The 25149-nt window shown below is 67.1% G+C and carries 26 protein-coding genes and 1 pseudogene; 13 read left to right on the forward strand and 14 right to left on the reverse strand.

Annotated elements, in window-relative coordinates:
- Positions 1–269 precede the first annotated feature (269 nt).
- The 3 genes from ACXJLH_RS02825 (at position 270) to ACXJLH_RS02835 (ending at position 1837) form a co-directional block, all read left to right on the forward strand.
- Complete coding sequence (locus ACXJLH_RS02825; RefSeq protein WP_457442428.1) at positions 270–887, forward strand: hypothetical protein; 618 nt, start codon at positions 270–272, stop codon at positions 885–887.
- Between the two features lie 106 nt (positions 888–993).
- Complete coding sequence (locus ACXJLH_RS02830) at positions 994–1278, forward strand: hypothetical protein (RefSeq protein WP_457442429.1); 285 nt, start codon at positions 994–996, stop codon at positions 1276–1278.
- A 76-nt stretch (positions 1279–1354) separates the two neighbouring features.
- Positions 1355–1837 (forward strand): GNAT family N-acetyltransferase, encoded by a 483-nt coding sequence (locus ACXJLH_RS02835; RefSeq protein ID WP_457351008.1) that lies wholly within the window; start codon positions 1355–1357, stop codon positions 1835–1837.
- Here the strand turns inward: ACXJLH_RS02835 and ACXJLH_RS02840 are convergent.
- From ACXJLH_RS02840 to ACXJLH_RS02850, 3 genes are read right to left on the reverse strand one after another with little or no spacing between them, the layout of a single operon-like run.
- Positions 1809–2414: a M15 family metallopeptidase gene (locus ACXJLH_RS02840; RefSeq protein WP_457442430.1), complete on the reverse strand. Its 606-nt coding sequence runs from the start codon at positions 2412–2414 to the stop codon at positions 1809–1811. The genes ACXJLH_RS02835 and ACXJLH_RS02840 overlap by 29 nt on opposite strands.
- Positions 2411–3310, reverse strand: coding sequence for a LysR family transcriptional regulator (locus ACXJLH_RS02845; RefSeq protein ID WP_056192080.1), 900 nt, complete (start codon positions 3308–3310; stop codon positions 2411–2413). Before ACXJLH_RS02845 ends, ACXJLH_RS02840 begins: the two co-directional genes overlap by 4 nt.
- Complete coding sequence (locus tag ACXJLH_RS02850; RefSeq protein WP_457442431.1) at positions 3307–4890, reverse strand: ABC transporter substrate-binding protein; 1584 nt, start codon at positions 4888–4890, stop codon at positions 3307–3309. The genes ACXJLH_RS02845 and ACXJLH_RS02850 overlap by 4 nt, the downstream gene beginning before the upstream one ends.
- A gap of 491 nt (positions 4891–5381) precedes the next feature.
- Between ACXJLH_RS02850 and ACXJLH_RS02855 the strand changes: the two genes are divergently transcribed.
- The 3 genes from ACXJLH_RS02855 (at position 5382) to ACXJLH_RS02865 (ending at position 10756) form a co-directional block, all read left to right on the forward strand.
- The gene (locus ACXJLH_RS02855) at positions 5382–8375 is read left to right on the forward strand and encodes a hypothetical protein (protein ID WP_457442432.1); all 2994 of its coding nucleotides are present in this window, start codon (positions 5382–5384) and stop codon (positions 8373–8375) included.
- A 298-nt stretch (positions 8376–8673) separates the two neighbouring features.
- Complete coding sequence (locus ACXJLH_RS02860; RefSeq protein WP_457442433.1) at positions 8674–9561, forward strand: alpha/beta fold hydrolase; 888 nt, start codon at positions 8674–8676, stop codon at positions 9559–9561.
- A 130-nt stretch (positions 9562–9691) separates the two neighbouring features.
- Complete coding sequence (locus ACXJLH_RS02865) at positions 9692–10756, forward strand: homocysteine S-methyltransferase family protein (RefSeq protein ID WP_457350996.1); 1065 nt, start codon at positions 9692–9694, stop codon at positions 10754–10756.
- Between the two features lie 3 nt (positions 10757–10759).
- On the opposite strand, the gene ACXJLH_RS02870 is transcribed toward ACXJLH_RS02865, so the two are convergent.
- From ACXJLH_RS02870 to ACXJLH_RS02880, 3 genes are read right to left on the reverse strand one after another with little or no spacing between them, the layout of a single operon-like run.
- Entirely contained in the window at positions 10760–11908 is a 1149-nt protein-coding gene (locus tag ACXJLH_RS02870) for a hypothetical protein (protein WP_457442434.1), read from the reverse strand.
- 19 nt (positions 11909–11927) lie between these two features.
- A complete protein-coding gene (locus ACXJLH_RS02875) occupies positions 11928–12437 on the reverse strand; it encodes a hypothetical protein (protein WP_056192094.1) in 510 nt (169 codons plus the stop codon).
- Positions 12434–13045: an RNA polymerase sigma factor gene (locus ACXJLH_RS02880; RefSeq protein WP_082532377.1), complete on the reverse strand. Its 612-nt coding sequence runs from the start codon at positions 13043–13045 to the stop codon at positions 12434–12436. Before ACXJLH_RS02880 ends, ACXJLH_RS02875 begins: the two co-directional genes overlap by 4 nt.
- Before the next feature lie 139 nt (positions 13046–13184).
- On the opposite strand from ACXJLH_RS02880, the gene ACXJLH_RS02885 reads away from it, so the two are divergent.
- From ACXJLH_RS02885 to ACXJLH_RS02900, 4 genes are all read left to right on the forward strand, one after another.
- Positions 13185–13598 carry a VOC family protein gene (locus tag ACXJLH_RS02885; protein ID WP_457442435.1) on the forward strand — a complete coding sequence of 138 codons (414 nt, stop codon included), beginning with the start codon at positions 13185–13187 and terminating at the stop codon, positions 13596–13598.
- Positions 13595–14056 (forward strand): hypothetical protein, encoded by a 462-nt coding sequence (locus ACXJLH_RS02890; RefSeq protein ID WP_162247730.1) that lies wholly within the window; start codon positions 13595–13597, stop codon positions 14054–14056. Before ACXJLH_RS02885 ends, ACXJLH_RS02890 begins: the two co-directional genes overlap by 4 nt.
- Before the next feature lie 26 nt (positions 14057–14082).
- Complete coding sequence (locus ACXJLH_RS02895; RefSeq protein ID WP_457442436.1) at positions 14083–15234, forward strand: methionine aminotransferase; 1152 nt, start codon at positions 14083–14085, stop codon at positions 15232–15234.
- 107 nt (positions 15235–15341) lie between these two features.
- Positions 15342–16025 (forward strand): methyl-accepting chemotaxis protein, encoded by a 684-nt coding sequence (locus ACXJLH_RS02900; protein WP_457350982.1) that lies wholly within the window; start codon positions 15342–15344, stop codon positions 16023–16025.
- Positions 16026–16029: 4 nt separating this feature from the next.
- Here the strand turns inward: ACXJLH_RS02900 and ACXJLH_RS02905 are convergent, their stop codons facing one another.
- Positions 16030–16404: a MerR family transcriptional regulator gene (locus ACXJLH_RS02905; protein WP_457442437.1), complete on the reverse strand. Its 375-nt coding sequence runs from the start codon at positions 16402–16404 to the stop codon at positions 16030–16032.
- A gap of 76 nt (positions 16405–16480) precedes the next feature.
- Here ACXJLH_RS02905 and ACXJLH_RS02910 point away from each other — a divergent pair, with 76 nt between their 5' ends.
- From ACXJLH_RS02910 to ACXJLH_RS02920, 3 genes are read left to right on the forward strand one after another with little or no spacing between them, the layout of a single operon-like run.
- Positions 16481–16918 carry a hypothetical protein gene (locus ACXJLH_RS02910; RefSeq protein ID WP_457442438.1) on the forward strand — a complete coding sequence of 146 codons (438 nt, stop codon included), beginning with the start codon at positions 16481–16483 and terminating at the stop codon, positions 16916–16918.
- Positions 16919–16953: 35 nt separating this feature from the next.
- Positions 16954–17196, forward strand: a complete 243-nt coding sequence (locus tag ACXJLH_RS02915) for a type II toxin-antitoxin system Phd/YefM family antitoxin (protein ID WP_457442439.1) — start codon at positions 16954–16956, stop codon at positions 17194–17196.
- Positions 17193–17579, forward strand: coding sequence for a type II toxin-antitoxin system VapC family toxin (locus ACXJLH_RS02920; protein ID WP_457442440.1), 387 nt, complete (start codon positions 17193–17195; stop codon positions 17577–17579). The genes ACXJLH_RS02915 and ACXJLH_RS02920 overlap by 4 nt, the downstream gene beginning before the upstream one ends.
- A gap of 264 nt (positions 17580–17843) precedes the next feature.
- On the opposite strand, the pseudogene ACXJLH_RS02925 reads toward ACXJLH_RS02920, so the two are convergent.
- From ACXJLH_RS02925 to ACXJLH_RS02955, 7 genes and pseudogenes are all read right to left on the reverse strand, one after another.
- A pseudogene (locus ACXJLH_RS02925) lies at positions 17844–17995 on the reverse strand (Zn-dependent hydrolase); the annotation flags it as partial.
- Positions 17996–19081 carry a hypothetical protein gene (locus tag ACXJLH_RS02930; RefSeq protein ID WP_457442441.1) on the reverse strand — a complete coding sequence of 362 codons (1086 nt, stop codon included), beginning with the start codon at positions 19079–19081 and terminating at the stop codon, positions 17996–17998.
- A gap of 5 nt (positions 19082–19086) precedes the next feature.
- Positions 19087–20343: a Zn-dependent hydrolase gene (locus ACXJLH_RS02935; protein WP_457442442.1), complete on the reverse strand. Its 1257-nt coding sequence runs from the start codon at positions 20341–20343 to the stop codon at positions 19087–19089.
- Positions 20344–20352: 9 nt separating this feature from the next.
- Entirely contained in the window at positions 20353–20712 is a 360-nt protein-coding gene (locus ACXJLH_RS02940; protein WP_457320458.1) for a bleomycin resistance protein, read from the reverse strand.
- The gene (hydA, locus tag ACXJLH_RS02945) at positions 20709–22160 is read right to left on the reverse strand and encodes a dihydropyrimidinase (protein ID WP_457442443.1); all 1452 of its coding nucleotides are present in this window, start codon (positions 22158–22160) and stop codon (positions 20709–20711) included. Before hydA ends, ACXJLH_RS02940 begins: the two co-directional genes overlap by 4 nt.
- Positions 22157–23626, reverse strand: a complete 1470-nt coding sequence (locus ACXJLH_RS02950; protein WP_457442444.1) for an NCS1 family nucleobase:cation symporter-1 — start codon at positions 23624–23626, stop codon at positions 22157–22159. The genes hydA and ACXJLH_RS02950 overlap by 4 nt, the downstream gene beginning before the upstream one ends.
- 18 nt (positions 23627–23644) lie before the next feature.
- Positions 23645–25144: a CoA-acylating methylmalonate-semialdehyde dehydrogenase gene (locus ACXJLH_RS02955; protein ID WP_457350964.1), complete on the reverse strand. Its 1500-nt coding sequence runs from the start codon at positions 25142–25144 to the stop codon at positions 23645–23647.
- Between the last annotated feature and the right edge of the window lie 5 nt (positions 25145–25149).

Consider the following 25149-nt stretch of genomic DNA (forward strand, 5'->3'; position numbering starts at 1 on the left):
CGCAATGGAGCCTGTACTGCCTAGTTCACAACATCGAAAAGCTATCGAAGGCGGGGTTCGGGCAATCCGGGGTTCAGTAACCGGACAAGCAGACGACACAATTGAGGTCAGGCAGGCGCGCAGGCGCCATGGAACCGAAAATTCAGCCCATGTCACCGATGAAGTCACCGACTCGATTCAACAGCCATTCATGCGGGCTGCACGGCAGGAGTGCTTGCGGATACAGGGTTTTTGGACAGCCTCGTTAGGCCTCGGAAACGGACATCGCGATGTTGCAAGTACTCTCGTCATGGCTCGCGCACTTGTCCGTTGATGACTTCAACAAGGTCGTTCTCGCCCTGGTCGCGCTCGTCGCTCTGTTCCTTGGGCCGTGGATGCAGTGGCGAATCGCCAGGCGACAGGTGCAAATGCAGGCCGAAATTGCCAAGCTGCAGATCGAAACTCAGTCTCGCATTGCCACACGACAGATTGCAGACAACATATCCACCAAACGCCAGAGCTGGATAGATGAGCTTCGCAAGGACGCCGCTGAGTTTCTAACGGTCGTTGGCCGCATCCAAGAACTCAAGAGGCCTCGGGTGGAGCAATTGCTAGAGAGGTCACAGCTCGCCGAGGACTTCAAAGAACGCTTGACCGTCGAAATGCGTGCGAAGGAACTCGGCACTCGAATCACACTGCGTCTGAATCCAAACGAGGCCGAGCACAACCACCTTCTGGAGCTCATCGACGCCATGGTGTCCAAGAGCTATGTTCTCAATCGGAAGTACAAGCCGGAGGAAGAAGCGCAAATCGCGCAAGACTTCAACGAAGCCAACGCTTCAGTCGTCAAGCACTTGCAGGCGATCCTGAAGCACGAGTGGGAACGAGTAAAGCGAGGGGATCTGTAGCGGCACCATGCACTCGCCGAGGCATAACCCTTCCATCGAGGGGGCGTCCACAAGCGGGCTTCGCCCACTTGCGGCCGCCCCTCATGGCAAACGTCAGAGCGCATCAATGAAATCCTACGCAACCATCGCTTGCCGAGCGGTACGCATCCTCGGGCACCCAAACAGTGGGTGGTCGCCCGCAGATCCTGATGACGATAACGCGCTGGAGATCGAGTTTCGATTCGAGATCACAGACGATGGAAACAAGAACTTCTTGCTTGTTTGCCATTCGTTGGATGGGCGCTATGCCGCCGATACCTGGCATGAAACCCTTGAGGAGGCCGTTGCCTGTGCACAAGACTCCTATGACATCGCGCCATCGGAATGGATGATGTCTGGGCCCACCACCTAACTGAGTGAGCAGGCCGTGACGCAGACCAGCGCGTCAGGCGAGTTATGCCTTCCCTACAAGCCATGGAGCCATTTGCTTGACGAGCATCACCTTTGAATCTGCCAACCAGCCGGAGGTCATCGCCCTCATCGCCGAGTTGGACGCCTACCAGGACACCCTTTATCCGCCCGAAGCCCGGTATGCCTTGGACCTGGCTTCGCTGACCCAGCCGAACGTCGTCTTCGCCGTGGCCCGGGATACGGTGGGGCGGGCCGTGGGCTGCGGCGCAGTCGTGCTGACCCCGGAGTTCGGCGAGCTCAAGCGCATGTTCATCAGCCCGGCGGCACGTGGTCAGGGGCTGGCCCAGCGGCTGCTGTCCGAGCTGGAAGCCGAAGCGGCCGCTCGGGGTTGCAGGCTGGTGACGCTGGAGTCGGGGCCCTACCAGCTCGAAGCGCTGGCGCTGTATGCCCGATGCGGCTACGTCCGCCGCGGGCCCTACGGTGGCTATGCCGACGATCCCTTGAGCGTCTTCATGGAGAAGCGCATCGACGTCAAAGCACCCGCGGCAGATCCCGCCTGACCGCGACGCGGTCGCCGAAGTCGAAATGCCACCACTCGGTGGCGATGCCGTGAAAGCCCGCCTCGCGCATGGCTGCGCGCAGCCAGCCGCGCTCGACGAGGTGCTCGGGCGTCAGCGCGCCAAGGGCCAGATGCTCAGCCTCGTGGTCGGGGTGGGAGGCCAGCGTCATCTCGTCGAAGCCGCTGCCCATGTCGACCTCGCGGCCTTGCGGGTCGAGCAGCGTCAGGTCCACGGCCATGCCAAAACTGTGGATGGAGCCGCGCTCGGGGTGGGCGAGATACATCGTCAACGGCGTGCCCTGCAGCTCGTCCCACAGGCGCTGTTGCACGCGCTGGGGGCGCAGGGCGTCCAGCACGAGCAGGCGGTAGCCGGGGCGGCGCTCATGCAGCCAGGCGGCGGCCTGCTCCAGCGCGTCCGCGGCCTCGCGGCGCAGCCAGGCGCAGTCGATGCCGGCGTAAACGGAATGGCCGACGAAGTTGTCGGCCGTCGCGTAGCGCAGATCCACGGCGATGCCGTGCTGCAGCGAGGCGAGCGGGCGGAAGTCCGAATGCGAAGCAATGTCTTCGATGCGAATCACGGCAGTCGAGAAAGGTGTTCGTGCGCAGCGGCCGTGATGAACTTGACCAGGCGGCGCGAGGCCTGGCCCAGCGGCGCGCTGGCGGCGCTGAGCAGATAGAGCTGCACCGGCACGGTGGGTGACAGTGGCCGCACGCGGACCTTGCTGGCGTCGGCGCTGGCGGCGGTGAAGGGGTCCACCAGCGTCATGCCAACGCCGGCCTCGACGAGGGCGCGTGCGAGCTGGTAGGTCTGCACGGTGATGCGGCTGGCCAGCGGCTGGCCCAGGGCCTCGCCGGCGTGGTGCAGCAGGCCGGCGAGCGGGTCGTCGCTCTGCAGGCCGACGATCTCGGTGCGGATGTCGGCCAGGCCCAGCGGCCCCTCGCCCTTGGCCTCGGGGCTGTTCAAGGGGCACAGGGCAACCATGGCGCCGCTGGCGATGACCTCGGCCTTGATGCCGGGATGGCGCGGGTCCTGCAGCGACAGGGCCAGGTCGGCCTCGCCCAGCAGCAGGGCCGACACTATTTCTCGAGTGTGGTGCGTGGCCAGCGAGCAGCTCGCGTTCGGGTAGGCCTTGCACCAGGGCGTCATGGCGGCCGGCACGATGGCCATGGCCAGGGCCGGTGTGGCGACGAGACGCACCTGTTCGCTCTCGCCGCTCTTCAGGTTGGCGGCCAGGCGGCGGATGCCGACGAGATCGCGGTTCAGCTTGTCGATCTCGACGAACAGGCGCTGCGCCTCGGGCGTCGGGTAGAGCTTGCCGCGTACGCGGTCGAACAGCGCCATGCCGAGCTGCAGCTCGCAATGCTGCAGCACCTTGGTCACGGCCGGCTGCGAGATGTGCAGCAGTTGGGCCGCACCGCTGATGGTGCCGGCCTGCATGATGGCGTGGAAGACTTCGATGTGGCGCAGCCTCACTTGCGATACACCCCTTCAAAGTTCACTGAGCCGTTGGGCGCCATCTTGAAACCGACGACGTCCTTGCGGATGGGGATGTAGACGGTGGAGTGGGCCATCGTGATCCAGGGCCGCTCGTGCTTGAAGATCTCCTGGGCCTTCTCGTACAGCGCGATGCGCTTCTTCTGGTCGGGGGTGGCGCGCGCCTCGTCGATGAGTTTCTCGAATTCGGCGTTGCAGAACTTGATGCCGCTCTTGTTGGCCGCGCAGCTCAGGTTGGGCGTCAGAAAGTCATCGGCGTCGCCGGTCTCGCCGCTCCAGCCGCTCATGTAGACGTTGTGCTCGCCGTTGTTGGCGCGCTTGAGGTACTCGCCCCATTCGAAGGTCTTGATGTTCGCCTTCACGCCGATCTTGGCCCAGTCCTGCTGGATGAGCTGGGCCATCAACTGGCCGTTCGGGTTGGTCGGGCGCTGCACGGGCAGGGCCCAGAGGTCGATCTCGAAGCCGTTGGGAAAGCCCGCCTTGGCCAGCAGCGCCTTGGCCTTCGCCGGGTCGAACTCGTTCTTCAGCTTCTTGTTGTAGCCGGGGATGGCGGGCGGGAAGGCGCTGACGGCCTGCATGGCGTCGCCGCGCGGGAACAGGGCCTTGAAGATGGCGTCGCGGTCGACGGCAATGTCCAGGGCCTCGCGCACCTCGCGCTTGTCGGTGGGCGGCTTCTTCAGGTTGAAGCTCAGGTAGGAGATGTTGAGCGCCTGGATCTTCTCGATGCTGATGTTGGCGTTGTTCGCCAGCGGGGCAATGTCGACGTCGCGCAGGGCTGCCGTTACATGGCATTCGCCGGCGGCGATCTTCTGCACGCGCACATTGGGCTCACGGCTGATGCTGAAGACCAGATTCGACGTGGGCTGCTTGCCGCCCCAGTAATCTGGGTGCGCTTCCATACGCAGCACGTCGTCCTTGGCATAACTTTTGAAGCGAAAGGGCCCCGCGCCGACCGGCTGCACATTGATTTGCGAGGCCTTTCCTTCCTTCAGTAGCTGCGCGGCGTACTCGGCGGACTGGATGCCCGCCCAGGCGAAGGCGAAGTTTGCGACGAATGTCACATTGGGCTGACGGAGCCGGAAACGAATTGTGCGGTCGTCGATTTTGTCGATGCCCTCGATCAGCTTGGCCAGTCCAAGGTTCTGTGGGTAGATGAAATTTGCCGGAAACGCCCTGTTGAACGGGTGGTTGGGGTCGATGAAGCGTTGAAAAGTGAACAGCACATCATCTGCATTGAGGTTGCGGGTGGGCCTGAACCAGGGGGTGGTGTGGAACTTCACGCCGTCCCGCAATCTGAAAATGAAGCTCTTCGCGTCGGGCGAGATTTCCCAGCTTGTGGCGAGCTTGGGGATCAGCTCCGTCGTGGGTCGTTTGAAGCCAAGCAACCCGTCGAACATCTGTGCGCTGACCGTGTTGGTGCTAGCGCTGTCCCACATTCCAGGGTCAAAACCTTCCGGACTGGCGTCGGCGCAGTAGATCAGCGGCTTGTTTTGGGCTTGCACCGCAGGCGCGCTGGCCAGCGCAACCAGGGTCAGCAGGGCGAAGTGCAGGGGCTTCATGACGGTGGCTTTTCAGAGGGAGAACGGGCGGGAATTGTTTGGAGCACGACCCGTCGCGGCAAGGGCGGCGAAGGTCGAGACGCATAACCCAAACTTATACCCTCCGCGCCCCCTAGTTCGTAACGTTTAGCCACGGTCCCGTCAGGGCCTGCCATCAGAATCCGTTCCGCCCCCCTAGGCCACCCCCCTAGTACCGAAGTGCAGCGACGTTCGCTGCTAAGGATTGCTTTTCCATGACTGACCCCCAGCGCCGTAAATTCCTCCAGTATTCAGCCGCTCTTGGCGGAGCTGTTCCCTTGGCCGGTTGCGGTGGTGGAGGGGGAGAGGCCATGGCCGAGGCGACTGCGTCGGACGGAGCGACCGTCACTGCTTCGGTGATCAAGCTGCCCACGACCGCTCCTGCCCCCGCACCCGTTCCGGCTCCGCCCCCGGCTCCAGCTCCGGCCCCCGCACCTGTGGCCACTCCGACGCTCGGCCTGTTTACTGGCGCGATGCAGTTCAGCTTGGTCAGTACCAAGACGCAAGCCAAGGCGCCCTTCAGCCTGGGCTTCGCCTTCAAGCGCGGCGACATCCCGGCGGGCAGCACGGTGGGCTCTAGCCTGTCTGTGTTGCAGGTCACACCACGTACGACCTGGCCTGACGGCTCCCTGAAGTTCGCCCAGATCGCCGGCTTTGCCGACCTGACGGCCAACAGCTTGCTGACCGTGCGGCTGCGTCGCGTTGCAGCCAGCGCTGGCAGCGCTGCGCTGCTGACCGTTGCGGACCTGAAGAAAACTGGCATCACCGCCGAGGTTGGCGCCGGCAGCCTCGGCACGGCCAGCTTTGGCGCCGCCGACTGGGATGCGCCGCAGGCCACCTGGGTCAGTGGCGCGCAGATGTCGTCCTGGGTCTTCCGCAAGCCGGTGGGCAGTGACGCTCACCTGGTGGCCTGGTTGGAGGTGCGCCTGTTCGCCGGCGGCGCCGTCGAGATCCTGCCCTGGATCGAGAACGGCTACCTGATGGTGGCGGGCCCGACCAGCAAGGCGGCGACCTACACCTTCAAGATCAATGGCACGCAGCGTTTCTCGGCCACCATCGACCTGTCCCACCATTGCCGCACGGCGTTGATCAACGGCACGGCCCTGTCCTACTGGCTGGGCACCGACCCCGACGTGACGCCGCGCCATGACCTGGCCTATCTGCAGGCCACCGAGCAGGTGCCGACCTACAGCGCCCGCGTGGACGCGAATGGCGCCGTCGCCCAGTGGCTGGTGACCAGCTACACGCCGCTGGACAAGGCAAATTTCACCTACGCAGGCGACTCCATGGCGGCCACCGGCTACCAGGAACCCATCGGCCTGCTGCCGATGCATGACGCGCTCTATCTGACCTGCGAAAGCAGCAACACCTATGCGGCCGTGGTGCGCAACGGCTTCGCCGCCGGTCGCTATCCGCTGTTCTACCGCGACGAGAAGACGCAGCGCCCGATCCGCTTTTCCCAGTACCCCAACCTGGTGTTGCACAAGGACAGCCGCGTCAGCGACCTCGGCAGTTCGACGCGCAGCCAGTTCACGCCCCAGCCTACCGGCACGCAGTCGCCGCGCTGGGACTGCGCCCACAGCCCGTCGGTGGGTTATATGGCCTATCTGGTCACGGGCCGCTGGTACTTCATGGAGCAGGTGCAGTTCGCCGCCACGCTGAACTACCTGAGCAAGGCCGACGAGCCCAATATGCGCCGTGGCTCGCAAGGCCTGGTGCAGTCCTGCTTCGGCGGCTGGCAGACCCGTTCCGCTGCGTGGCAGTGGCGCGCTCTGACGCAGGCGCTGAACGTGACGCCGGACGACGACACCACGCTGCGCCAGGAGTTCATCAACTGCGTGCAGTCCAACATCGAGAACTTCCACGCCGTCTACGTCGCCCAGCCCAACAACCCCTATGGCTGGATCCAGCCGGGCGAGGGCTACGAGAACATCATGCAGTTCGGTGCGGTCTGGCAGCAGGACTTCGTCACCGCCGCCTTCGGCTACTCGTTGTCCATGGGTCTGCCGGTACCGGCGGCCGTCGAAACCAAGCACGCGGCCTTCTTCCGCTGGAAGGCGCGCAGCGCCGTCATGCGCCTGGGGCCGGCCACCGGCTTCTGGTACGTGAACGCGGCCGTCTACACCATGAGCATTTCGCCTGTTGCGGTGCCCGACTTTCAGACCGGCAAGGGCCCCTGGCATCTCAACGATGCAGCTGTCTACCTGGCCAGCTATGCCAGCCTGCCGGCCTGGTTTGGCACCGTGGAAGGTAAGCTGGCGGGCGAGATCATGCCGGGTGATCGCGCGGCATGGGGCAACCTGACGACGGCCATGGCCTATGCAGTCAGGCATGGCGTCGACGGCGCCGCCACCGCCTACCAGCGCCTCATTTCGGCCAGCAACTATCCGGCGCTGCGAGATGCCTTCAACAGCGCGCCGGTCTGGTCGGTGGCGCCGGCGCGGGTCATTCCAAGCTGGCTGGCCAGCAAGCCCTTGAACACCTGGTTCGAGATCCCCGGCACGGCTGGCGCCGGCGGCGCAGCAATCGATGCCTACAGCGGCATCGCCATCAACGACCGCACCAGCGAAATCATCATCGCGGCGGCCGGTGGCCATACCGATTCCTATGACAACCGGGTCGTCTCCATCAGCCTCGCGTCGGACGCGCCGACCTGGAAGGTGCGCTTGGCGGCCAGCAAGAGCTACGCGCAGAATGTTGCCCACTACACCGATGGCATGCCGTCGTCGCGCCATATCTACAGCACGGCTCATTTCATTCCGCAGATCAACCGCCTGATGCTGTTCGGTGCGCGCGGTGTCTACGGCGCGTCCTGGGACTTTGCCAAGGTCGACGCCTTCAACCTCGACACCAACACCTGGGACAAGGCCGGCACCTGGGCCGACATGCCCTCGGGCTATTACGGTGCTGCGCAGATCCGTGCGACCGGCGAGGTTGTCAGCACCGGCCTGAAAAAGTGGTCGCCCGTCGATAAGAAGTGGACGGACCTCGTCACCAACCCCGTGGGTGACGCGGTGCGCTGGCCCATCGCCTTCGATGCGCGACGCAACCAGATGTTCTGCCTGCAATGGGGCGACGGCCAGGGCTTCGACCCGCAACGCATGGTGGCCAGCCGCGTTCCGCTGGGCAGCGGCCAGCAGATCGCCGTCACATTCAACGCCAGCAGCGCGCTGACGCAATGGCAGAACGAAAAGCCGAGCTATGCGGCGATGGACTATGACCCGGACAGTGACCGCTTCCTGTTCTACAGCGGCCAGGGCGAAGCGGCGGGTCGCGTCTATGTCGTCACTCCCAATGACAGCAATGTCTGGGACATGAGCCTGCTCAACGGCGGCAGCCAGAAGATCGCGCCCACCCCCGACAACGGCAGCGGCCTGCAGAACCGCATGCGCTACGTGCCGGCTCTGCGTGGCTTCGTGCTGCTGACGCGTGGCAGCGCCAACCTCTACTTCCTGCGCACGGCCTGACATGCAGCCCCTCGTCCGGCCGCACACCGCTGAACGCGGTGCGACCGACCGGTCTTGCAGACCGCGCTGCGGCAGTGCCGCAGCCCTTCGGCAGGCACATGGCGCCCACTGGGCGCCATGTGTCCGGCCTCAGCCCCCGGGGGGCGGCGATGCTTGCGGCATCGAACCGCAAGCACATCGCCAGCGCGGGCCGGCTCGGGAGCGGCCCAGCGCTCGGCCCGCAAGATGTTGACCCCGTCGGCTGCGGCACCGGCACTGCGCCGCGGACAACTGAAGGTGGCGGCAGAATCGGTCCACGATGTGGGCCGACTTCCAACCGCTAACCGTTCAGCGCGACGGCGTCACGCTGTTCGCCCGCCAGGGCGGCCCGTCGGCATCCGGCAGACCGCCCTTGCTGCTTTTGCACGGCCACCCGCAGACCATGGCGATGTGGCACCGGGTTGCGCCCACCTTGGCGAAGACGCGACGCATCGTGCTGATGGACCTGCGCGGCTATGGCGACAGCGACCGCCCACCGGCCGGTGAGGGCAGCGCGGCCTATGCCAAGCGAGAAATGGCGCGGGATGCCATCGCGCTGATGCAGTCCCTGGGACACGAGCGCTTTGCCGTGCTCGCCCACGACCGCGGCGCGCGCGTGGCGCACCGGCTGGCGCTGGACCACCCCCAGGCTGTGACAAGACTGATGCTGCTGGACATCGCGCCCACGCTGGCCATGTACGAGGGCACGACCGAGGCCTTTGCGCGTGCCTACTGGCACTGGTTCTTCCTGATCCAGCCGGCGCCACTGCCGGAGCGCCTGATCGAGGCCGACCCGATCGCCTATCTGCGCGACGGCATGGGCCGGCGGGGCAGCGGCTTCTTCGACAAGCGGGCCTGGGCGGAATACGAGCGCTGTATGGTGCGACCGGGTTCGGCCGCGGGCGTCTGCGCCGACTACCGTGCCAGCGCCGGCATTGATCTCGAACACGACCGTGCCGATCGTGCCGTGGGCCGGCGTGTGACCCCGCCGCTGCGCGTGCTGTGGGGTGCCAACGGCGTGGTGGGCCGTTGCTTTGATCCGCTCAAGCTCTGGCAGGCGGCGGCCGAGCACGTCAGCGGCCGCGCCGTCGACAGCGGCCACTACATCGCCGAGGAAGTGCCCGAGGTGGTGCTGGGCGAGGCGCAAGCCTTTTTCAACGAGGATTAAGGGCTTTCGAGGCCATTGCCCGAGCTGCGACATGGTCTTGGCGCGTTGATTCCTATCGTAGGAATGCTCGCAAATCAGGGTTTCCTGCGCGTCAACGGTTCACGCGCCAGGAGCCAGCGAAAATAGCGCCATGAAGTCCATCGCCCAAACCCCCAAGTACAGTCGCGCCCAGGGCCTGCCCGCCCTGCTCCAGCAACGCATCGCCGTGCTCGACGGTGCGATGGGCACCATGATCCAGCGCTACAAGCTGGTCGAGGCCGATTACCGCGGCGAGCGCTTCAAGGACCATCACAAGGACCTGAAGGGCAACAACGAGATGCTGATGTTCACGCGGCCCGACGTGCTCAGCGAGATCCACGAGCAATACCTCGCTGCCGGCGCCGACCTGATCGAGACCAACACCTTCGGCGCGACCTCGGTCGCCCAGGAGGACTACGACCTCGCCGGCCTGGCCTACGAGATGAACGTCGAGGCCGCCAAGCTGGCCCGCGCCGCCTGCGACAAGTACTCGACGCCCGACAAGCCGCGCTATGTGGCGGGCGCCCTGGGCCCTACCCCGCGCACCGCCTCGATCAGCCCCGACGTCAACGACCCGGGCGCGCGCAATGTCGACTTCGACACCCTGCGGGCCGCCTACTACGAGCAGGCCAAGGGGCTGCTGGAAGGCGGATGCGACCTCTTCCTGGTCGAGACCATCTTCGACACGCTGAACGCCAAGGCCGCCATCTTTGCGCTGGACGAGCTGATGGAAGACACCGGCGAGCGCCTGCCCGTCATCATCTCCGGCACGGTGACCGACGCCTCCGGCCGCATCCTGTCCGGCCAGACGGTGACCGCCTTCTGGCATTCGGTGCGCCATGCGCGGCCCATCGCCATCGGCCTGAATTGCGCCCTGGGTGCGACGCTGATGCGGCCCTACATCGAGGAGCTGTCCAAGGTGGCGGGCGACGTGGCGGTGAGCTGCTACCCCAACGCCGGCCTGCCCAACCCGATGAGCGACACCGGCTTCGACGAGACGCCGGACGTGACCGCGCGGCTCGTGGGCGAGTTCGCCAAGGCCGGCTTCCTGAACATCGCCGGCGGCTGCTGCGGCACCACGCCCGACCACATCGCGGCGATTGCCAAGGCCGTGTCGGCCTACAAGCCGCGCGTCAGCGGCGAGAAGTTCTTCAGCCAGATGCTGGCGGCGGCCTGAGCCTCAGGAGGCGCGGTTCGGCGCGCTTGCTGGCTTGGCGCTGCGCCGCGGGCTCTCGCTGAATTCCGCCGGCGGCTTCATCAGCGCCGGGTCGGGCTCACCCCGCTTGAGCTTCTCCAGCCGGTAGTTCTGTTCGCCCATCCGCGGGTCGGCGTCGCGGCTCATGACCGTCAGCATCAGTTCCGGACTGCGCCAGACCTCGCGCGTGCTGACGATGGGCTTCTCGTTGCCGATCTTGCCGGCCTCGATGGTCCAACTGGTGCGCTCGCCGGTGACCTTGAGACCGTCGATCTCCTTGGGCGCCAGTGCCGTCGTCGTGCCGCCTTCGCGCGGCAGCATGGGGCCAGGCAGCAGCAGCGGCATGGGCGGCACCGGCGGCGTGGGCACCATCAGCGGTGTGGGTGGGGCGGGCATGGCAGGCGGCGCGGGCATTTCGCTGGCGCGGATGACGCGCAGCTCACGGCGACGCTCGACGGCGCTGGCACCCGGTGCGGGTGTTGTCATCAGCTCCTGCTCGATGACGATGCCCGGCTCACCGGCCATCGCCCGGGCGCGCACGCGCTCCGCATCCACGCTGCGCGCCCGCTCGGCGACCCGACCTCCCCATTCCTTCCAGCGCGCCGCCTGTTCCTTCATGCGCTCGCCCCAGTCCTGCATCGAAGCTTCCCAGGCGGCATGGGCCGCCGCGTCGGCGCCAGGCGCCCAGGCCGCGTTGCTGCGCAGTCGCTGCACGCGTTTCTGGTCGGGGTAGACGACCCAGCTCTCCTTGGCCACCGGGTCGTTCAGGTAGATGGCCTTGGGGCCGCCTTCGCGCTGCACCTCGCGGCGAGTGCGGCCCTCGCCGTCGCGGCAGAGCTGGCTTTGCTGCTTGCGCACGATGCGGTTGCCGTCACCCAGCGTCTGTACGTTCTCGTGCACGGCGGTGGCGCAGTAGGGCGCGCCCCTGACGACGCGCTCGCTCTCCAGCTCGCGGCCGGCGAAGCTCAAGGCCTGGTCGCCCAAAGCGATGCGCACGGGCATGTCAGACAGGGCGATCTGCACGCTGCGCTCGATATCCCGTTCGAAATCGCGCTCGATCAGGCGGTCGGCCTCCAGCGCGGTGGCCGAGGCCGCCAGGGCCAACAGCGCCAGGCCGGTGATGGGTTTCTTCATGTCGTTCTCCGTCGTCAAGTCAATTCAGGATGCGCACGGCCAGCACCTGGCCGCTCGGGTTCAGCATCAGTTCGGCGCGCACCGTTTCGTCGGCGCGTGCGGCGTCAAAGGGCAGGCCCAGCAGCGCCAGGCGCTCGCGCGGCAGTTCGGTGGGCTGCAGCCACACGGCGGCGCTGCGCTCGGCCGTCAGCGCGGCCTGGAACTCGCGCTCGGACACCAGCGGGATGAAGCCGCTGCCGGCCGTGGCGGCCTGGGCGGTCTGGCTGCCCGGCGGGTCGAGCAAAAGCATGGCGCTCAACAGCACGGCGGCCGTGGCGCCGAGCGCGCCGCTGCCCCAGGCGAGACGGCGCAGCCAGCGCGGCTCATGGGCTTCGGCCCTTTCAGCCGCCATGCGGCGCACGCGCAGCAGGTGCTGCTGCTCGGCCAAGCAGGCAAGTACGGCGGCGTCCTGTTCCGCGCCGGGTTGCAGCTTGGAAAAGTCCGCGCGGGCTGGCAGCAGCCAGGCTGGCGTGTCGTTGTCGATGCTCATGGTCGTTCTCCCACGGCCAGCAGGTCGGCCAGCCGCTGGCGGGCGCGGTGCAGGCGGGTGCGCAGCGCGTCGACGCTGACGCCGGCAATCGCCGCGGCGTCGTCGTAGCTGCGCTCCTGCAGGTCCACCAGCACGATGGCCTCGCGCTGCGGCCAGCTCAGCCGGCGGATGGCGGCCCAGAGGCCATCCTGCTGCTGGTTTTGATTCAAACGCGTGTCGCTGCTCGGCATGAGCTCGGCGGTGTCGTCGGTGTCGAGCGAGTCGTCCAGCGGCACGTGGCGGCGTGCGTCGCGCCACTGGGTCAGCAATTGGTGCCTGGCCATGCCGGCGAGGTAGGCGCCGAGCGAGCCGCGGCCGGGCTGGTAGGCCTGCGGGCCGCGCAGCAACTGGGCAAAAGCCTCCTGCACGGCATCCAGTGCCGTCGCTTCGTCGCCGGCCAGGGCCAGTGCATAACGGTAGACCGAGCCGCTCTCGCGCCGGTAGAGCAGGGCCAGCGCATCGGCATCGCCATTGGCCACGCGGGCCATCAGGGCGGCCTCGTCCCCTGACGCCGAAGCGGCCGGCGCGACAAAGCCGAGGCGGGTCAGCCAGCTCATTCCGGGCAGCATGGTGTGAGGGCCTGCGGGGTTTGCATGCCTCTATTGAGCGTGGGCAGACCCTTTCGTTACTCCGGACAAACCCGCCGTCACTTTCAGCACAGGCCCGGCGCGGCATGATGCTGCGCACCGAAAAAAGGAGAACGCCGCCATGTTGAAGCTGCAAGGCATTGACCACCTCGTGCTGCGTGTCATCGACCTGGACACGATGGTGCGCTTCTACGTCGACACGCTGGGCTGCTCGATCGAGCGCCGCCAGGACGAGATCGGCCTCGTGCAATTGCGTGCCGGCCACTCGCTGATCGACCTCGTGCCGGTGGACGGCAAGCTCGGCCGCATGGGTGGCGCAGCGCCCGGCGCCGAGGGTCGCAACATGGACCACTTCTGCCTGCGCGTCGAACCCTTCGACGCGGCAGCCATCCGTGCCCACCTGGCTTCTCACGGTGTCGAAGCCGGCAAGACCGAGAGCCGCTACGGCGCCGAAGGCGAGGGGCCGTCCATCTATCTGAGCGACCCCGAAGGCAATGTCGTCGAACTCAAGGGCCCGCCCGGGAGCATCACATGAGCATGAAACCACTGACCCGCGCCATCTTCTGGGGCGGCCTGCTGGCCGGCACCGGCGACCTGATCTTTGCGCTGAGCTACTACGGCATGAAGCTGCGCGTTTTCCAGGGCGTCGCCGCCGGCCTCATCGGCCGCGAGGCGGCCTTTGGCGGCGGGCCGGAGACCTTTGCGCTCGGCGTGGCGCTGCACTACGGCATCGCATGGATCTGGGCCGCCATCTTCTGCGTGGTGGCGCTGCGCCTGCCCGTCCTGCTGCGCAATGCGACCGCCGCCGGCCTGGCCTACGGCTTTGTCGTCTACTTCGGCATGAACAACGTGGTGCTGCCGCTGTCGGCCCTGCACACGCCGTTCTGGCCACCCAAGCTGGATGCGGCGGCGATTGCGGCGCATTGCTTCGTCTTCGGGTTGCCCATCGCGCTGGCGGCGCGGCGTTGTCTGCTGGGCCCGCCAGTGCGTTGAAACCTGGCGCCGGCAGAATTGCCGCCATGCCCGTCCTGCCCACCAAGCTGCCGAACACCGGCACCACCATCTTCACCGTCATGTCGGCCCTGGCCGGCGAGCATGGCGCCGTCAACCTCGGCCAGGGCTTCCCGGACTTCGATGCCGACCCGGCGCTCATGCAGGCCGTCACCGACGCGATGGCCGCCGGCCACAACCAGTACCCGCCGATGACCGGCGTGCCGGCGCTGCGCCAGGCCGTGGCCGCCAAGCTGAATGCGCTCTACGGCTCGGCCTACGACGCGGACCGCGACATCACGATCACCGCCGGCGGCACGCAAGGCCTCATCACCGCGCTGCACAGCTGCGTCGGCGCGGGCGACGAAGTCATCATCATCGAGCCGGCCTACGACAGCTATGACCCGGCCATCCGCCTGGCCGGCGCGGTGCCCGTCGGCGTGCCGATGACTCTGGACTACCGCATCGACTGGACGGCGGTACGCGCCGCCATCACGCCGCGCACGCGGGCGCTGGTGATCAACACACCGCACAACCCCAGCGGCCGCATCGCGACCGCCGAGGACCTGCGCGAGCTGGAGCGCATCGCCGAAGCGCACGACCTCTTCATCGTCAGCGACGAGGTCTACGAGCACATGGTCTTCGACGGCGCGCCGCATGAGAGCGTGGCGCGTTATCCGGGTCTGCGCGAGCGCAGCTTCCTCGTCAGCAGCTTTGGCAAGACTTTTCACGTAACGGGCTGGAAGGTCGGCTTCGTCGCCGCGCCGCCAGCGTTGAGCGCGGCCTTCCGGCGCCTGCACCAGTACACGGTGTTCACGGTCCACACGCCGACGCAGCACGCCATCGCGGCCTACCTCGCCAACCCGGCCCCCTGGCAAGGCCTGAGCGACTTCTATCAAGCCAAGCGCGATGGCTTCCGCGCCGCGTTGGAAGCCACGCCGCTGAAGCTGCTGCCCTGCGAGGGCACCTACTTCCAGACGGTGGACTACAGCGCGGTGTCGGATCGGCCCGAGCTGGACTTCGCCAAATGGCTGACCACCGAGGTCGGCGTCGCTGCCATCCCGTTGTCGGTCTTCTACCAGCAGCCGCAGGAGCGAGGGCATGTGCGGTTCTGCTTTGCGAAGCGGGACGAGACCTTGGCACTGGCGACGCAGCGTTTGCAGCGCGGCTTGCCCCGCTGAAGGGCGCCCGTCCCTGGCGCTGGCACGCTCCGTGCAAACCCGAGGTCACATGACCGGCACGCCCGCTGTACGAGGCGTCGGTCGAGAACCAGTTCACGGAGTCCTTCATGTTGCACCACACGCGTGCGCTTACCGATGCACCAAAGCGGGCGTCTGCTGCACCCAAGCAGACCGCGGGCGAGCTGTTCGGCAAGACCATCAACCTGTCGGGCCGCCGCCGCTTCACGTCGCAGCGCGTCGTGCTCTATGCGGTACTCGCCTCGCAGGGCCGCGACGGTGCACTGACCATTGCCCGCGACGCACTGACCACCTTCGGCGACGCCCATGGGGCGCTGCTCCAGGGCGAGCTGTCACCCGACGCGCTGGGCGGCGAGCTGAAACAGGCCTATTTCGGCCCTGACCGCGCCAACGAGCGCATCGTCGGCTTCATCGAACTGGCCCGGCGCGCCATCGAGGCCATCTCGGCCAGCGCACACAGCGCACCGGCCCTGCTTGAGGAACTCGTCGAGGCCGCGACGCCGCTGCTTGCCACGCTGAACCGGTTGACCCAGATCTATGAGGACCTCGCCCGCCAGCAGGCCGCCTCGGCCAAGAAACAGCTGACGGCCGTCATGGGCGACATCGAGCTCATCGCCAGGCATGCGCGCATCGTGTCCTTCAACGCGCAGGTCGTCGCGGCGCGGGCGGGCACCTCGGGCCGCGAGTTCGCGGTCGTGTCGGGAGAGTTCACGCAGATCACCGGCAAGCTCGACGGCCTGGTGCGCGAGGCCGTGAGAAGCGCGGTGGCTTGATCGGTCAGGCGGTAGGTCGCAGCGGGCAGCTCGCGCCTGTCTCGGGAGTCTCGGCCAACCGCATGGACAGCTCGGCCCTCAGCCCCTGCAACGCCGCAATGCGCACGTCGATGTCTGCCAGCTTGCGCGCCAGCGCTGCCCGCAGCGCCGGGCCGGCCTCTTCACCCTGGGCGAGCAAGGGCATATCGGCCGCGATCTCGGTCAGCGTGAAGCCCAGCTGCTGGGCCGTGCGCACATAGCCCAGCCATTGCACGGTCTCCTCGGGGTAGTCGCGGTAGCCGTTGTCAGCGCGGCGCGCCTGCAGCAGCCCGCGCTTCTCGTAGAAGCGCAGGCTGTCGCGGCTCAGGCCGGTCAGTGTGGAGAGGGTGCCGATGAGCATGGGGCATCCGAAATGGCTTGACCTTGGAGTGTGGTCCAAGGTCGAGCATGCGCACGTCCCTGTTTCGTGCCTCTCCATGCCTGCTTTCAGCAACTCCAGTTTCCTGCGCGTCGTCTGGTTCAGCGCACTCTACGACCTCATCGTCACCGCGCCCTTTGCGACGCCCTGGACCTTCGAGCTGAACCGGGCGCAGCTGAGCGCCATCAACCAAGCCCTGGGCGGCCAGCCGCTGCCGCCTTTCGACCCGATGCAGACGCTGTTCGCGGTGCTGATGGGCAGCGTCGTGATGGTCTGGGCGGTACTGCGGCTGCGCGGTCCGACGCAGCAGTTCGGCCGCTATGACGCGGCGGCGCGGGTACTGTTCGGCGTTTGGATGGGGTGGGCCTGGATGCAGTCGGGGGCGCCGGTGCTGCTGCTGTTCATCGTGCCGGAGGTGGCGTGGGCGGTGGTGCAGGGCTGGCGCGTGCGGCAGGGGCCTCGGGGCGCTGCATTTCATATGGACTTAGTCCGGTAACTTAGTCAAAATCGTGCCGCATAAGGAGGCACGCCATGTCTGAAACGGTCAATGTCCACGACGCCAAGACCCATTTCTCACGCCTGCTGGAGAAAGCCCATGCCGGCGAGGAGATCGTCCTGTCCAAGGCCGGCAAGCCCTATGCGCGGCTTATGCCGCTGGCTACGCAGCCCGGGCAGCGCCAACCCGGCCGGCTCAAGCGACCCGGCGCACAGGTGGACGCGAGCTTCTTCGACGCGCTGCCTGATGCCGAACTCGATGCATGGAACGGCCGGTGAAGCTGCTGCTGGATACCCACGCGCTGCTCTGGTGGTGGCTGGACGATCCCCAACTCAGCCCCGCCGCCCGCGAGGCGATTGCCGACCCGGCCAACGAGGTCTGGGTCAGCGCCGCCAGCGCCTGGGAGATCGCCATCAAGCAGCGCCTGGGCAAGCTCGATGGTGTGCCTGAGGCCAGCAGCCGCTTCATGGAGTTGGTGGCGGCGGACGGCTTTCGGCTCATGCCGATGCAGGCCGCGCATGCGCTGCGCGCCGGCAGTCACCCAGCCGAACATCGCGACCCGTTTGATCGCATGTTGGCCGCTCAGACCGAGCTGGAGCAGGCTACGCTGGTCAGCCGGGATGGAGCATTTGCGGGGTTTGGGGTGGGGGTGTTGTGGTGAGGCTGGGCGCGACTCGCCGCGGGTTGAGGACTGAAGTCTCGACAAGAACCAAGGTTCACGCCATTCAGACGGACGACCCTGCTGGCATCGCGGCGTACTGGCACAGACGCTTCGCGTCCAAGCAGACCGACGGCGAATGGTTCGCGCTGGACCTGCGGGCATTCAAGCGCCGCAAGTTCATGTGAAGGGTGGCGCTTCAGCCCGCACGCTCCATGCCTCGCCCTGCGAGACAGGGCGAGTCCTTCGTTAGGCGTCGCAAGGTCCTCAGGACCTTGCTCGGTCCGAACTCAGCATCGCCTGCAACAACACATTGCACCCGCCTCGATGTGTTCCGGCTTCGCGTCCTCGATCTCGTTGTGGCTGATGCCGTCCTTGCAGGGGATGAAGATCATGCCGGCCGGGCCTGCTCTTGCCGCCTACCGGGGCCGCAGTTGCACATCGACGACCCGCAGGCTGGGACTGAGGGCGCGCTCGGTGCCGGGCAGCACGCGCACGTCGCTGAAGGCCTGGCTCATGGAGCGCACCCGCTGCACGGCGTCTTCGGCGCTCAAGCCGCTTCTCAGGCCGAGTTGTGCGATGCAGGCGCCGTCGCGACAGTCGACCTTGTTCACATCCGCGGACGGGTGCCGCCAAGACGTCAACTCCTGCTCCACCCACTGGCGGCTGGGTTGGCTGGTGGCACCGGGCCACTGAGGCAGCACGAGGTCGACGACGTAGGCGCTGGCGGTCTGTACCGGCGACGCCGGGACTTCATAGGCGACCCCCGCCGCCCGCAACTTGTCTTCAAGGCGCACCAGGTCCCGCGGCGTGGCCGAGACCTTGGCGCGCACGGTCGTCTCATCCGCGACGATGTTGCCGACCCGCAGCCCGGTACTGCCCAGCAGCCGGCGCGCCTCCGCCACGCGGGCGGGCTCCGCCACCGCCGCCGGCTCGGGTCTGAACACGGCCACCCGGCCCTCGGGCCACGCCAGCCGGTCGGTCGCGGCAGCGCGCGACCAGGGCAGTGGGAGGTCGATCGTGGCCGAGTCGTAGCTGTAGATGCGGGTGGTCTCCCCGCCCTTGAAGCGCACCTCGATCTGCAGGTCGCCGCCGGCGGCGGGCGCCAGGCGGACGATGGAGCGACCGCTGAACAGGCCGTCCTTGACGCGCCGGGACGCGGTGACGGGCCGGCTCAGCACCAGCCAGCCGCCCTCGCAGCGGAAGTCTGCGGGGTTGTTCAAGGTCCACTCGGTGGGTCGGCTGAATCGATCGGGCCGAGCCGGCATGACGCTCAGGCGCAGCGTGCCCCGTGGCGAGCCGCTCAGCGTGAGGCTGGCACCGGCCGCGTCGCCGCCACCGGTACCGAGCGCTCGCAGTGCGTCATTGACGACGGCGGGGTCGCCGTTGACGGTGAAGCTGCCTGTGACTTCGGGGCAGCTGGGAGGTGCGGCGAAAGCAGCTAGCGGGCAGGCCAGCACCAGCGTGGCGAACCTCAACGCGATGCGGCCCGCGCCTGCGCTCACATCAATCAGCCCGCTCGCTCAAGCATCGCCTGCAACAACACATTGCACCCCGCCTCGATGTGCTCCGGCTTGGCGTCCTCGATCTCGTTGTGGCTGATGCCGTCCTTGCAGGGGATGAAGATCATGCCGGCCGGGGCCAGGCGGGCCATGTAGACGGCGTCGTGGCCGGCGCCGGAGACCGCGCGCATATTGCTGTAGCCCAGCGCATCGGCGGCCTTCTGCACGGCGGCGATGCAGTCGGCGTGGAAGGGCTGGGCCGGATAGGCGCTGACGGGTGTGATCTCGATGGGCAGGCCGCTGTCGGCGCTGAGCTTGGCGGCCACCGCGCGGATGTCGGCGTCCATCGCTTCGCACAGCGCATCGGTCGCGTTGCGCAGGTCGATGCTGAACTTGACGCGGCCGGGGATGACGTTGCGGCTGTTGGGATGCACCTGCACCATGCCCACCGTGCCGCGGCCGTGCGGCGGGTGGCGGTGGGCGCAGGCAACGACCTCTTGCATCAGCTTGGTGGCCACCTGCAGTGCGTCCTTGCGCAGCGCCATCGGCGTGGGGCCGGCGTGGGCCTCCATGCCGGTGACGACGCAGTCATACCAGCGAATGCCCAGCACGCCGGTGACGACGCCGATGGTCTTGTCATGGTCCTCCAGCACCGGGCCCTGCTCGATGTGGGTCTCGAAGTAGGCACCGATGGGGTGGTCGCCGGGCACCTGGCTGCCGATGTAGCCGATGCGCTCCAGCTCACCCCTGACCGTCTTGCCTTCGGTGTCGGTCGCCGCGTAGGCGTGCTCCAGCGTGAAGGCCTTGGCGAACACGCCCGAGCCCATCATGACGGGCACGAAGCGCGAGCCTTCTTCGTTGGTCCAGAAGGCGACCTCGATGGGCGCCTCGGTCTCGATGCCGTGGTCGTTGAGCGTGCGCACGACCTCGATGCCGGCCAGCACGCCGTAGTTGCCGTCGAACTTGCCGCCCGTGGGCTGGGTGTCGATGTGGCTGCCGGTCATGATGGGCGGCAGGCTGTTGTTGCGGCCCGCGCGTCGCATGAAGCCGTTGCCGATCTGGTCGATGGTGACCGTCATGCCGGCTTCGCGCGCCCAGCGCGTGACGAGGTCGCGGCCCTGCTTGTCGAGGTCGGTCAGTGTCAGGCGGCAGACGCCGCCTTTCTCGGTGGCGCCGATCTGGGCCAGTTCCATCAGCGAGTCCCAGAGGCGTTGGCCGTTGACGCGCAGCTTCGTGATGTCGGGGCGGGTGACGACGGTATCCATGACGAATCCTTAGAGCTTCGTGCCGAAGCGCAGCTTGTTGTGGTCGGGGTCGACGAGCAGGAACTCGCGCACACCCCAGGGCATGTCTTCGATGGCCTTGACGGGCTTCACGCCCTTGGCCGTGAAGGCGGCATAGACCGCGTCGGCGTCGGGCACCCAGAAGTAGACGGCGCCGCCGGGCGCGCAGTCGCCGGCGTGGCCGCTCAGGAAGATCGTCTGGCCGTCGCGCGTGATCTGCAGGAAGAGGGGCAGGCCGGGCTCGAACTGGTGCTGCCAGTCGATGCTGAACCCGAGCTGATCGATATAGAAGGCTTGCGCTCGCGCCGCGTCCGTCATGCGCAGCTGCGGGATGACGGTCTGGGTGTTCATCGGGCCACGGCGGTGGGCTGCAGGTCGGCAGCGCGCTTGGCCGCCGCGTCGAACTGCGGGCCGAACGGCGGGCGCTTCAGATAGCGGCCCTTGCCTTGTTCCGCCCGCAGCTCGCCCCGAGCGAACACCACGCGGCCCTGCGCGATGGTGTGGCTGGGGATGCCACGCACCGTGCGGCCCTCGAAGATGTTGAAGTCGTTCCTGGAGAACTGTGTCTTGGCGCTCAACGTCTTGATGCCGGCCGGGTCCCACAGCACGAGGTCGGCGTCCGCCCCCTCGGCGATGACGCCCTTGCGCGGGTACATATTGAAGAGCTTGGCCGCGTTGGCCGATGTGATGGCGACGAACTCGCTCGGCGTGAGGCGGCCGGAGTTGACGCCGGCATCCCACAACACGGCCATGCGCTCTTCCACGCCGCCGCAGCCGTTGGGGATCTTGGCGAAGTTGTCCTTGCCGGCGGCCTTCTGTTCGGCGCAGAAGGTGCAGTGGTCGGTTGCCGTCGTGTGCAGCTGGCCCGATTGCAGGCCGCGCCACAGGAACTCCTGGTGGATCTTGGGGCGGAAGGGCGGGCTCATCACATAGGCGGCAGCCTTCTCGAAAGACGGGTCGCGATAGACGCTGTCGTCGATCAGCAGATGGCCGGCCAGCACCTCGCCGTAGACCCGTTGGCCACGCGCACGCGCACGCGCAATCGCCTCGGCGCTCTCGATGCAGCTGACGTGCACGATATAGATGGGCACACCCAGCACATCGGCAATCGCGATGGCGCGGTTGGCGGCCTCGCCTTCCACCATCGGCGGGCGCGACATCGGGTGGCCCTCGGGGCCGGTGATGCCCATCTTGGCGACCTCGGCCTGCAGCAGGTAGACGAGCTCTCCGTTCTCGGCGTGCACGGTCGGCATGGCGCCGAGTTCGAGCGCACGCTTGAAGCTGTTCACCAGCGTCTCGTCGTCGCACATGATGGCGTTCTTGTAGGCCATGAAGTGCTTGAAGCTGTTCACGCCTTCCTCGCGTACCAGCGTGCCCATGTCGGCGTGCACTTGCTCGCTCCACCAAGTCACGGCCACGTGGAAGGCGTAGTCGGACGCGCTCTTCTCGGCCCAGCCTCGCCACTGCTGGTAGGCGTCCATCAGCGGCTGCTGCGGGTTGGGGATGACGAAGTCGATGATGGACGTCGTGCCGCCGGCCAGCCCCGCGGCGGTGCCGGTGAAAAAGTCGTCCTGCGTGACCGTGCCCATGAAGGGCAGCTGCATATGCGTGTGCGGGTCGATGCCGCCGGGCAGCAGGTACTGGCCGGTGCCGTCGAGCGTCGTGGTGCCGGCCGGTGCTTCGCGCGCGGCGCGTTCGCCGATGGCGGCGATGCGGCCGTCGACGCACAGCACATCAGTGCGGGACTCGGCGTCGGCATTGACGACGACGGCGCCTCGGATCAAGAGAGAAGAAGTCATGTCGCGCGCCTTGTGAGCGAGTGAGGTTGGGTCTTGCCGGCCATCAGCGCGCCATAGACGAGGGCAGCCAGTGCCAGGCCGGCAAACCAGGCATAGGTGTAGATGGCCTTGAACGCGGCGCCGACCTCGGGAAAGGCCGCCGGGAAAGCGGCATTCAGGAAGCCGGGGATGTTGGGCGCGACGCCGACGGCGAAGGCGATGACGGCGGCGATGTTCCAGCCGCCGCGGTAGCTGTAGCGGCCGCCTTCGCGGTAGAGCTCTTCCACCACCAGCTCGGTCTTGCGCAGCACGTAATAGTCAACGATGAGGATGCCCGCCACCGGCCCCAGCAGCGCCGAGTAGCCGATCAGCCAGGTGAAGATATAGCCCTGCGTGGACTCAAGGATCTTCCACGGCATCATGGCGATGGCGATGCCTGCAGTCAGCATGCCGCCGGTCTTGTAGCTGATGCGACCCGGCGCCAGCGCCGAGAAGTCGTAGGCCGGGCCGACCAGGTTGGCGGCGAGGTTGACGCTGACGGTGTCGATCAGCAGCACGATGAGCGCGATCAGCACCGCCGCACCGGTCATGCGGCTGGCCACGTCCACCGGGTCCCAAAGCGCCTTGCCGTAGATGACGACGGTGGCCGAGGTGACGAACACGGCGAGCGCCGCGAGCAAGCCCATCGGCAGTGGCAGGCCGATGGCCTGGCCGATGAGCTGGTCGCGCTGCGTCTTGGCGAAGCGCGTGAAGTCGGGGATGTTCAGCGCCAGCGTGGCCCAGAAGCCCACCATGGCGGTCAGCGACGGCCAGAACACGGCGGAGAATTGGCCGGCCTTCTTGCCGCCTTCCACAAACGCCGAGGGCTGGTCCAGGATGGGGCCGAAGCCACCGGCCTTGTCCCAGGCCCACCACAGCAGCACGAAGCAGATGACGATCTTGATCGGCGCCGTGTAGGTCTCGAGCTTGCGGATGGCTTCGATGCCGTGCACGACAAACCAGAACTGCAGGGCCCAGAACAGCAGGAAACAGCCCAGCTGCGCAGCGTTGATGCCCAGGCCCGGCAGCGGGTCGCCCGTGAGCGGGTGGCCGATCAGCACGCCGGCCAGCGTGTAGATCATCTGGCCGCCAAACCAGGTCTGGATGCCGTACCAGCCGCAGGCGACCAGCGCCCGCAGCAGCGCCGGCAGCCGCGCGCCCTGCGTGCCGAAGGAGGCCCGCGCCAGCACCGCATATGGGATGCCGTACTTGGCGCCGGCATGGCCGATCAGCAGCATGGGCACCAGCACGATGAGGTTGCCCAGGAAGACCGTGCCGACGGCCTGGCTCCAGCTCATGCCCGACTCGATGAGGCTGGCCGCCAGCGTGTACGCCGGGATGCACATGACCATGCCCACCCACAGCGCTGCAAAGTGGTACCAGCGCCAGGTCCGCTGGGCGGCCGTGGTCGGGACCAGGTCAGGATTGCTCAGCGTCGGATCGTTCATGGTCAGCTTCCGTCGAGTTCAGGTGTTCTGCGGGAAAGCAAATTGCGGGCCCTTGGGCAGGGAATCCGGCCAGCGCTGCATGACCGCCTTGTGCTTGGTATAGAAGCGCACCGCCTCGGGGCCATAGGCATGGTGGTCGCCGAACAGGCTGCGCTTCCAGCCGCCAAAGCTGTTGAAGGCCATGGGCACCGGCAGCGGCACGTTGACGCCCACCATGCCGACCTGGATGTGATGCACGAACTCGCGCGCCACGTGGCCGTCACGCGTGAAGATGGCGACGCCGTTGGCGTACTCGTTCGCTTCGATCAGCGCGATGGCGCCGGCCAGGTCCGGCACGCGCACGACGCACAGCACCGGGCCGAAAATCTCTTCGGTGTAGCAGCTCATGTCGGCCGACACGCCGTCCAGCAGCGTGCCACCGACGAAGAAGCCGTCCTCGAAGCCGGCTACACGGTGGCCACGGCCATCAACGACGGCCTTCGCACCGGCCGCCACGCCTTCGCCGATCAGCTTCTCCACGCGCTGCTGTGAAGCTCGCGTGATCAGCGGCCCCATCTCGATGCCGCTGCCATGGCCTTCACCGATCTTCAGCGCGGCCACCTTGGGTGCCAGCGCCGCCACCAGCGCATCGGCCGCATCGCCCACCGCCACGGCCACCGAGATCGCCATGCAGCGCTCGCCGGCCGAGCCATAGGCCGCACCCATCAGCGCGTCGACGGCCTGTTCGAGGTCGGCGTCGGGCATGACGACCATGTGGTTCTTCGCGCCGCCCAGGGCCTGCACGCGCTTGCCGTGGGCAGAGCCCACCTTGTAGATGTGCTCGGCCACGGGCGTGGAGCCGACGAAGCTGACTGCAGCGATGCCGGGGTGGGCCAGGATGGCGTCGACTATTGTTTTGTCGCCCTGCACGACGCTGAACACGCCGTCGGGCAGGCCGGCGTCCTTGAGCCATTGCGCCATCAAGAGCGACGCCGACGGATCGCGCTCGCTGGGCTTCAGGATGAAGGCATTGCCGCAGCCGATGGCCAGCGGGTACATCCACATGGGCACCATGGCGGGGAAGTTGAACGGCGTGATGCCTGCGACGACGCCCAGCGGCTGGCGCACGCTCCAGGCGTCCAAGCCGCGCGCGATCTGCTCGGTGTACTCGCCCTTCAGCAGCTGCGGCATGGCCGTCGCGAACTCGATGTTCTCGATGCCGCGGGCCACTTCGCCCAAGGCATCCGGCATGGTCTTGCCATGCTCTCGCACCAGCGCGGCGGCCAGCTCCTCGCGCTTGTCCTGCACGATGGACAGGAACTTGAACAGCACGCGCGAGCGCGCCAGCGCCGGCGTCTGCCCCCAGGCCTTGGCGGCCTTAGTGGCGCTGGCCACGGCCGCATCGAGGTCGGCCACGCTGCCCAGCAGCAGCTTGCCCTGCACGGCGCCGCTGGCGGGGTTGTAGATGTCCTGCTGGCGCTCGCCGCTGCCGCGTGTGATGGCGCCGCTGATCCAATGACCGACTTCGTAGGGACTCATCTCGA

Source organism: Roseateles sp. P5_E4 (assembly GCF_054049255.1).

Coding starts and splice junctions, on each gene's coding strand:
- ACXJLH_RS02825 (WP_457442428.1), top strand. CDS start 270: ATGTTGCAAGTACTCTCGTCATGGCTCGCGCACTTGTCCGTTGATGAC.
- ACXJLH_RS02830 (WP_457442429.1), top strand. CDS start 994: ATGAAATCCTACGCAACCATCGCTTGCCGAGCGGTACGCATCCTCGGG.
- ACXJLH_RS02850 (WP_457442431.1), bottom strand. CDS start 4,890: ATGAAGCCCCTGCACTTCGCCCTGCTGACCCTGGTTGCGCTGGCCAGC.
- ACXJLH_RS02855 (WP_457442432.1), top strand. CDS start 5,382: ATGCAGTTCAGCTTGGTCAGTACCAAGACGCAAGCCAAGGCGCCCTTC.
- ACXJLH_RS02860 (WP_457442433.1), top strand. CDS start 8,674: ATGTGGGCCGACTTCCAACCGCTAACCGTTCAGCGCGACGGCGTCACG.
- ACXJLH_RS02865 (WP_457350996.1), top strand. CDS start 9,692: ATGAAGTCCATCGCCCAAACCCCCAAGTACAGTCGCGCCCAGGGCCTG.
- ACXJLH_RS02870 (WP_457442434.1), bottom strand. CDS start 11,908: ATGAAGAAACCCATCACCGGCCTGGCGCTGTTGGCCCTGGCGGCCTCG.
- ACXJLH_RS02875 (WP_056192094.1), bottom strand. CDS start 12,437: ATGAGCATCGACAACGACACGCCAGCCTGGCTGCTGCCAGCCCGCGCG.
- ACXJLH_RS02880 (WP_082532377.1), bottom strand. CDS start 13,045: ATGCTGCCCGGAATGAGCTGGCTGACCCGCCTCGGCTTTGTCGCGCCG.
- ACXJLH_RS02885 (WP_457442435.1), top strand. CDS start 13,185: ATGTTGAAGCTGCAAGGCATTGACCACCTCGTGCTGCGTGTCATCGAC.
- ACXJLH_RS02890 (WP_162247730.1), top strand. CDS start 13,595: ATGAGCATGAAACCACTGACCCGCGCCATCTTCTGGGGCGGCCTGCTG.
- ACXJLH_RS02895 (WP_457442436.1), top strand. CDS start 14,083: ATGCCCGTCCTGCCCACCAAGCTGCCGAACACCGGCACCACCATCTTC.
- ACXJLH_RS02900 (WP_457350982.1), top strand. CDS start 15,342: ATGTTGCACCACACGCGTGCGCTTACCGATGCACCAAAGCGGGCGTCT.
- ACXJLH_RS02905 (WP_457442437.1), bottom strand. CDS start 16,404: ATGCTCATCGGCACCCTCTCCACACTGACCGGCCTGAGCCGCGACAGC.
- ACXJLH_RS02910 (WP_457442438.1), top strand. CDS start 16,481: ATGCCTGCTTTCAGCAACTCCAGTTTCCTGCGCGTCGTCTGGTTCAGC.
- ACXJLH_RS02915 (WP_457442439.1), top strand. CDS start 16,954: ATGTCTGAAACGGTCAATGTCCACGACGCCAAGACCCATTTCTCACGC.
- ACXJLH_RS02935 (WP_457442442.1), bottom strand. CDS start 20,343: ATGGATACCGTCGTCACCCGCCCCGACATCACGAAGCTGCGCGTCAAC.
- ACXJLH_RS02940 (WP_457320458.1), bottom strand. CDS start 20,712: ATGAACACCCAGACCGTCATCCCGCAGCTGCGCATGACGGACGCGGCG.
- hydA (WP_457442443.1), bottom strand. CDS start 22,160: ATGACTTCTTCTCTCTTGATCCGAGGCGCCGTCGTCGTCAATGCCGAC.
- ACXJLH_RS02950 (WP_457442444.1), bottom strand. CDS start 23,626: ATGAACGATCCGACGCTGAGCAATCCTGACCTGGTCCCGACCACGGCC.
- ACXJLH_RS02955 (WP_457350964.1), bottom strand. CDS start 25,144: ATGAGTCCCTACGAAGTCGGTCATTGGATCAGCGGCGCCATCACACGC.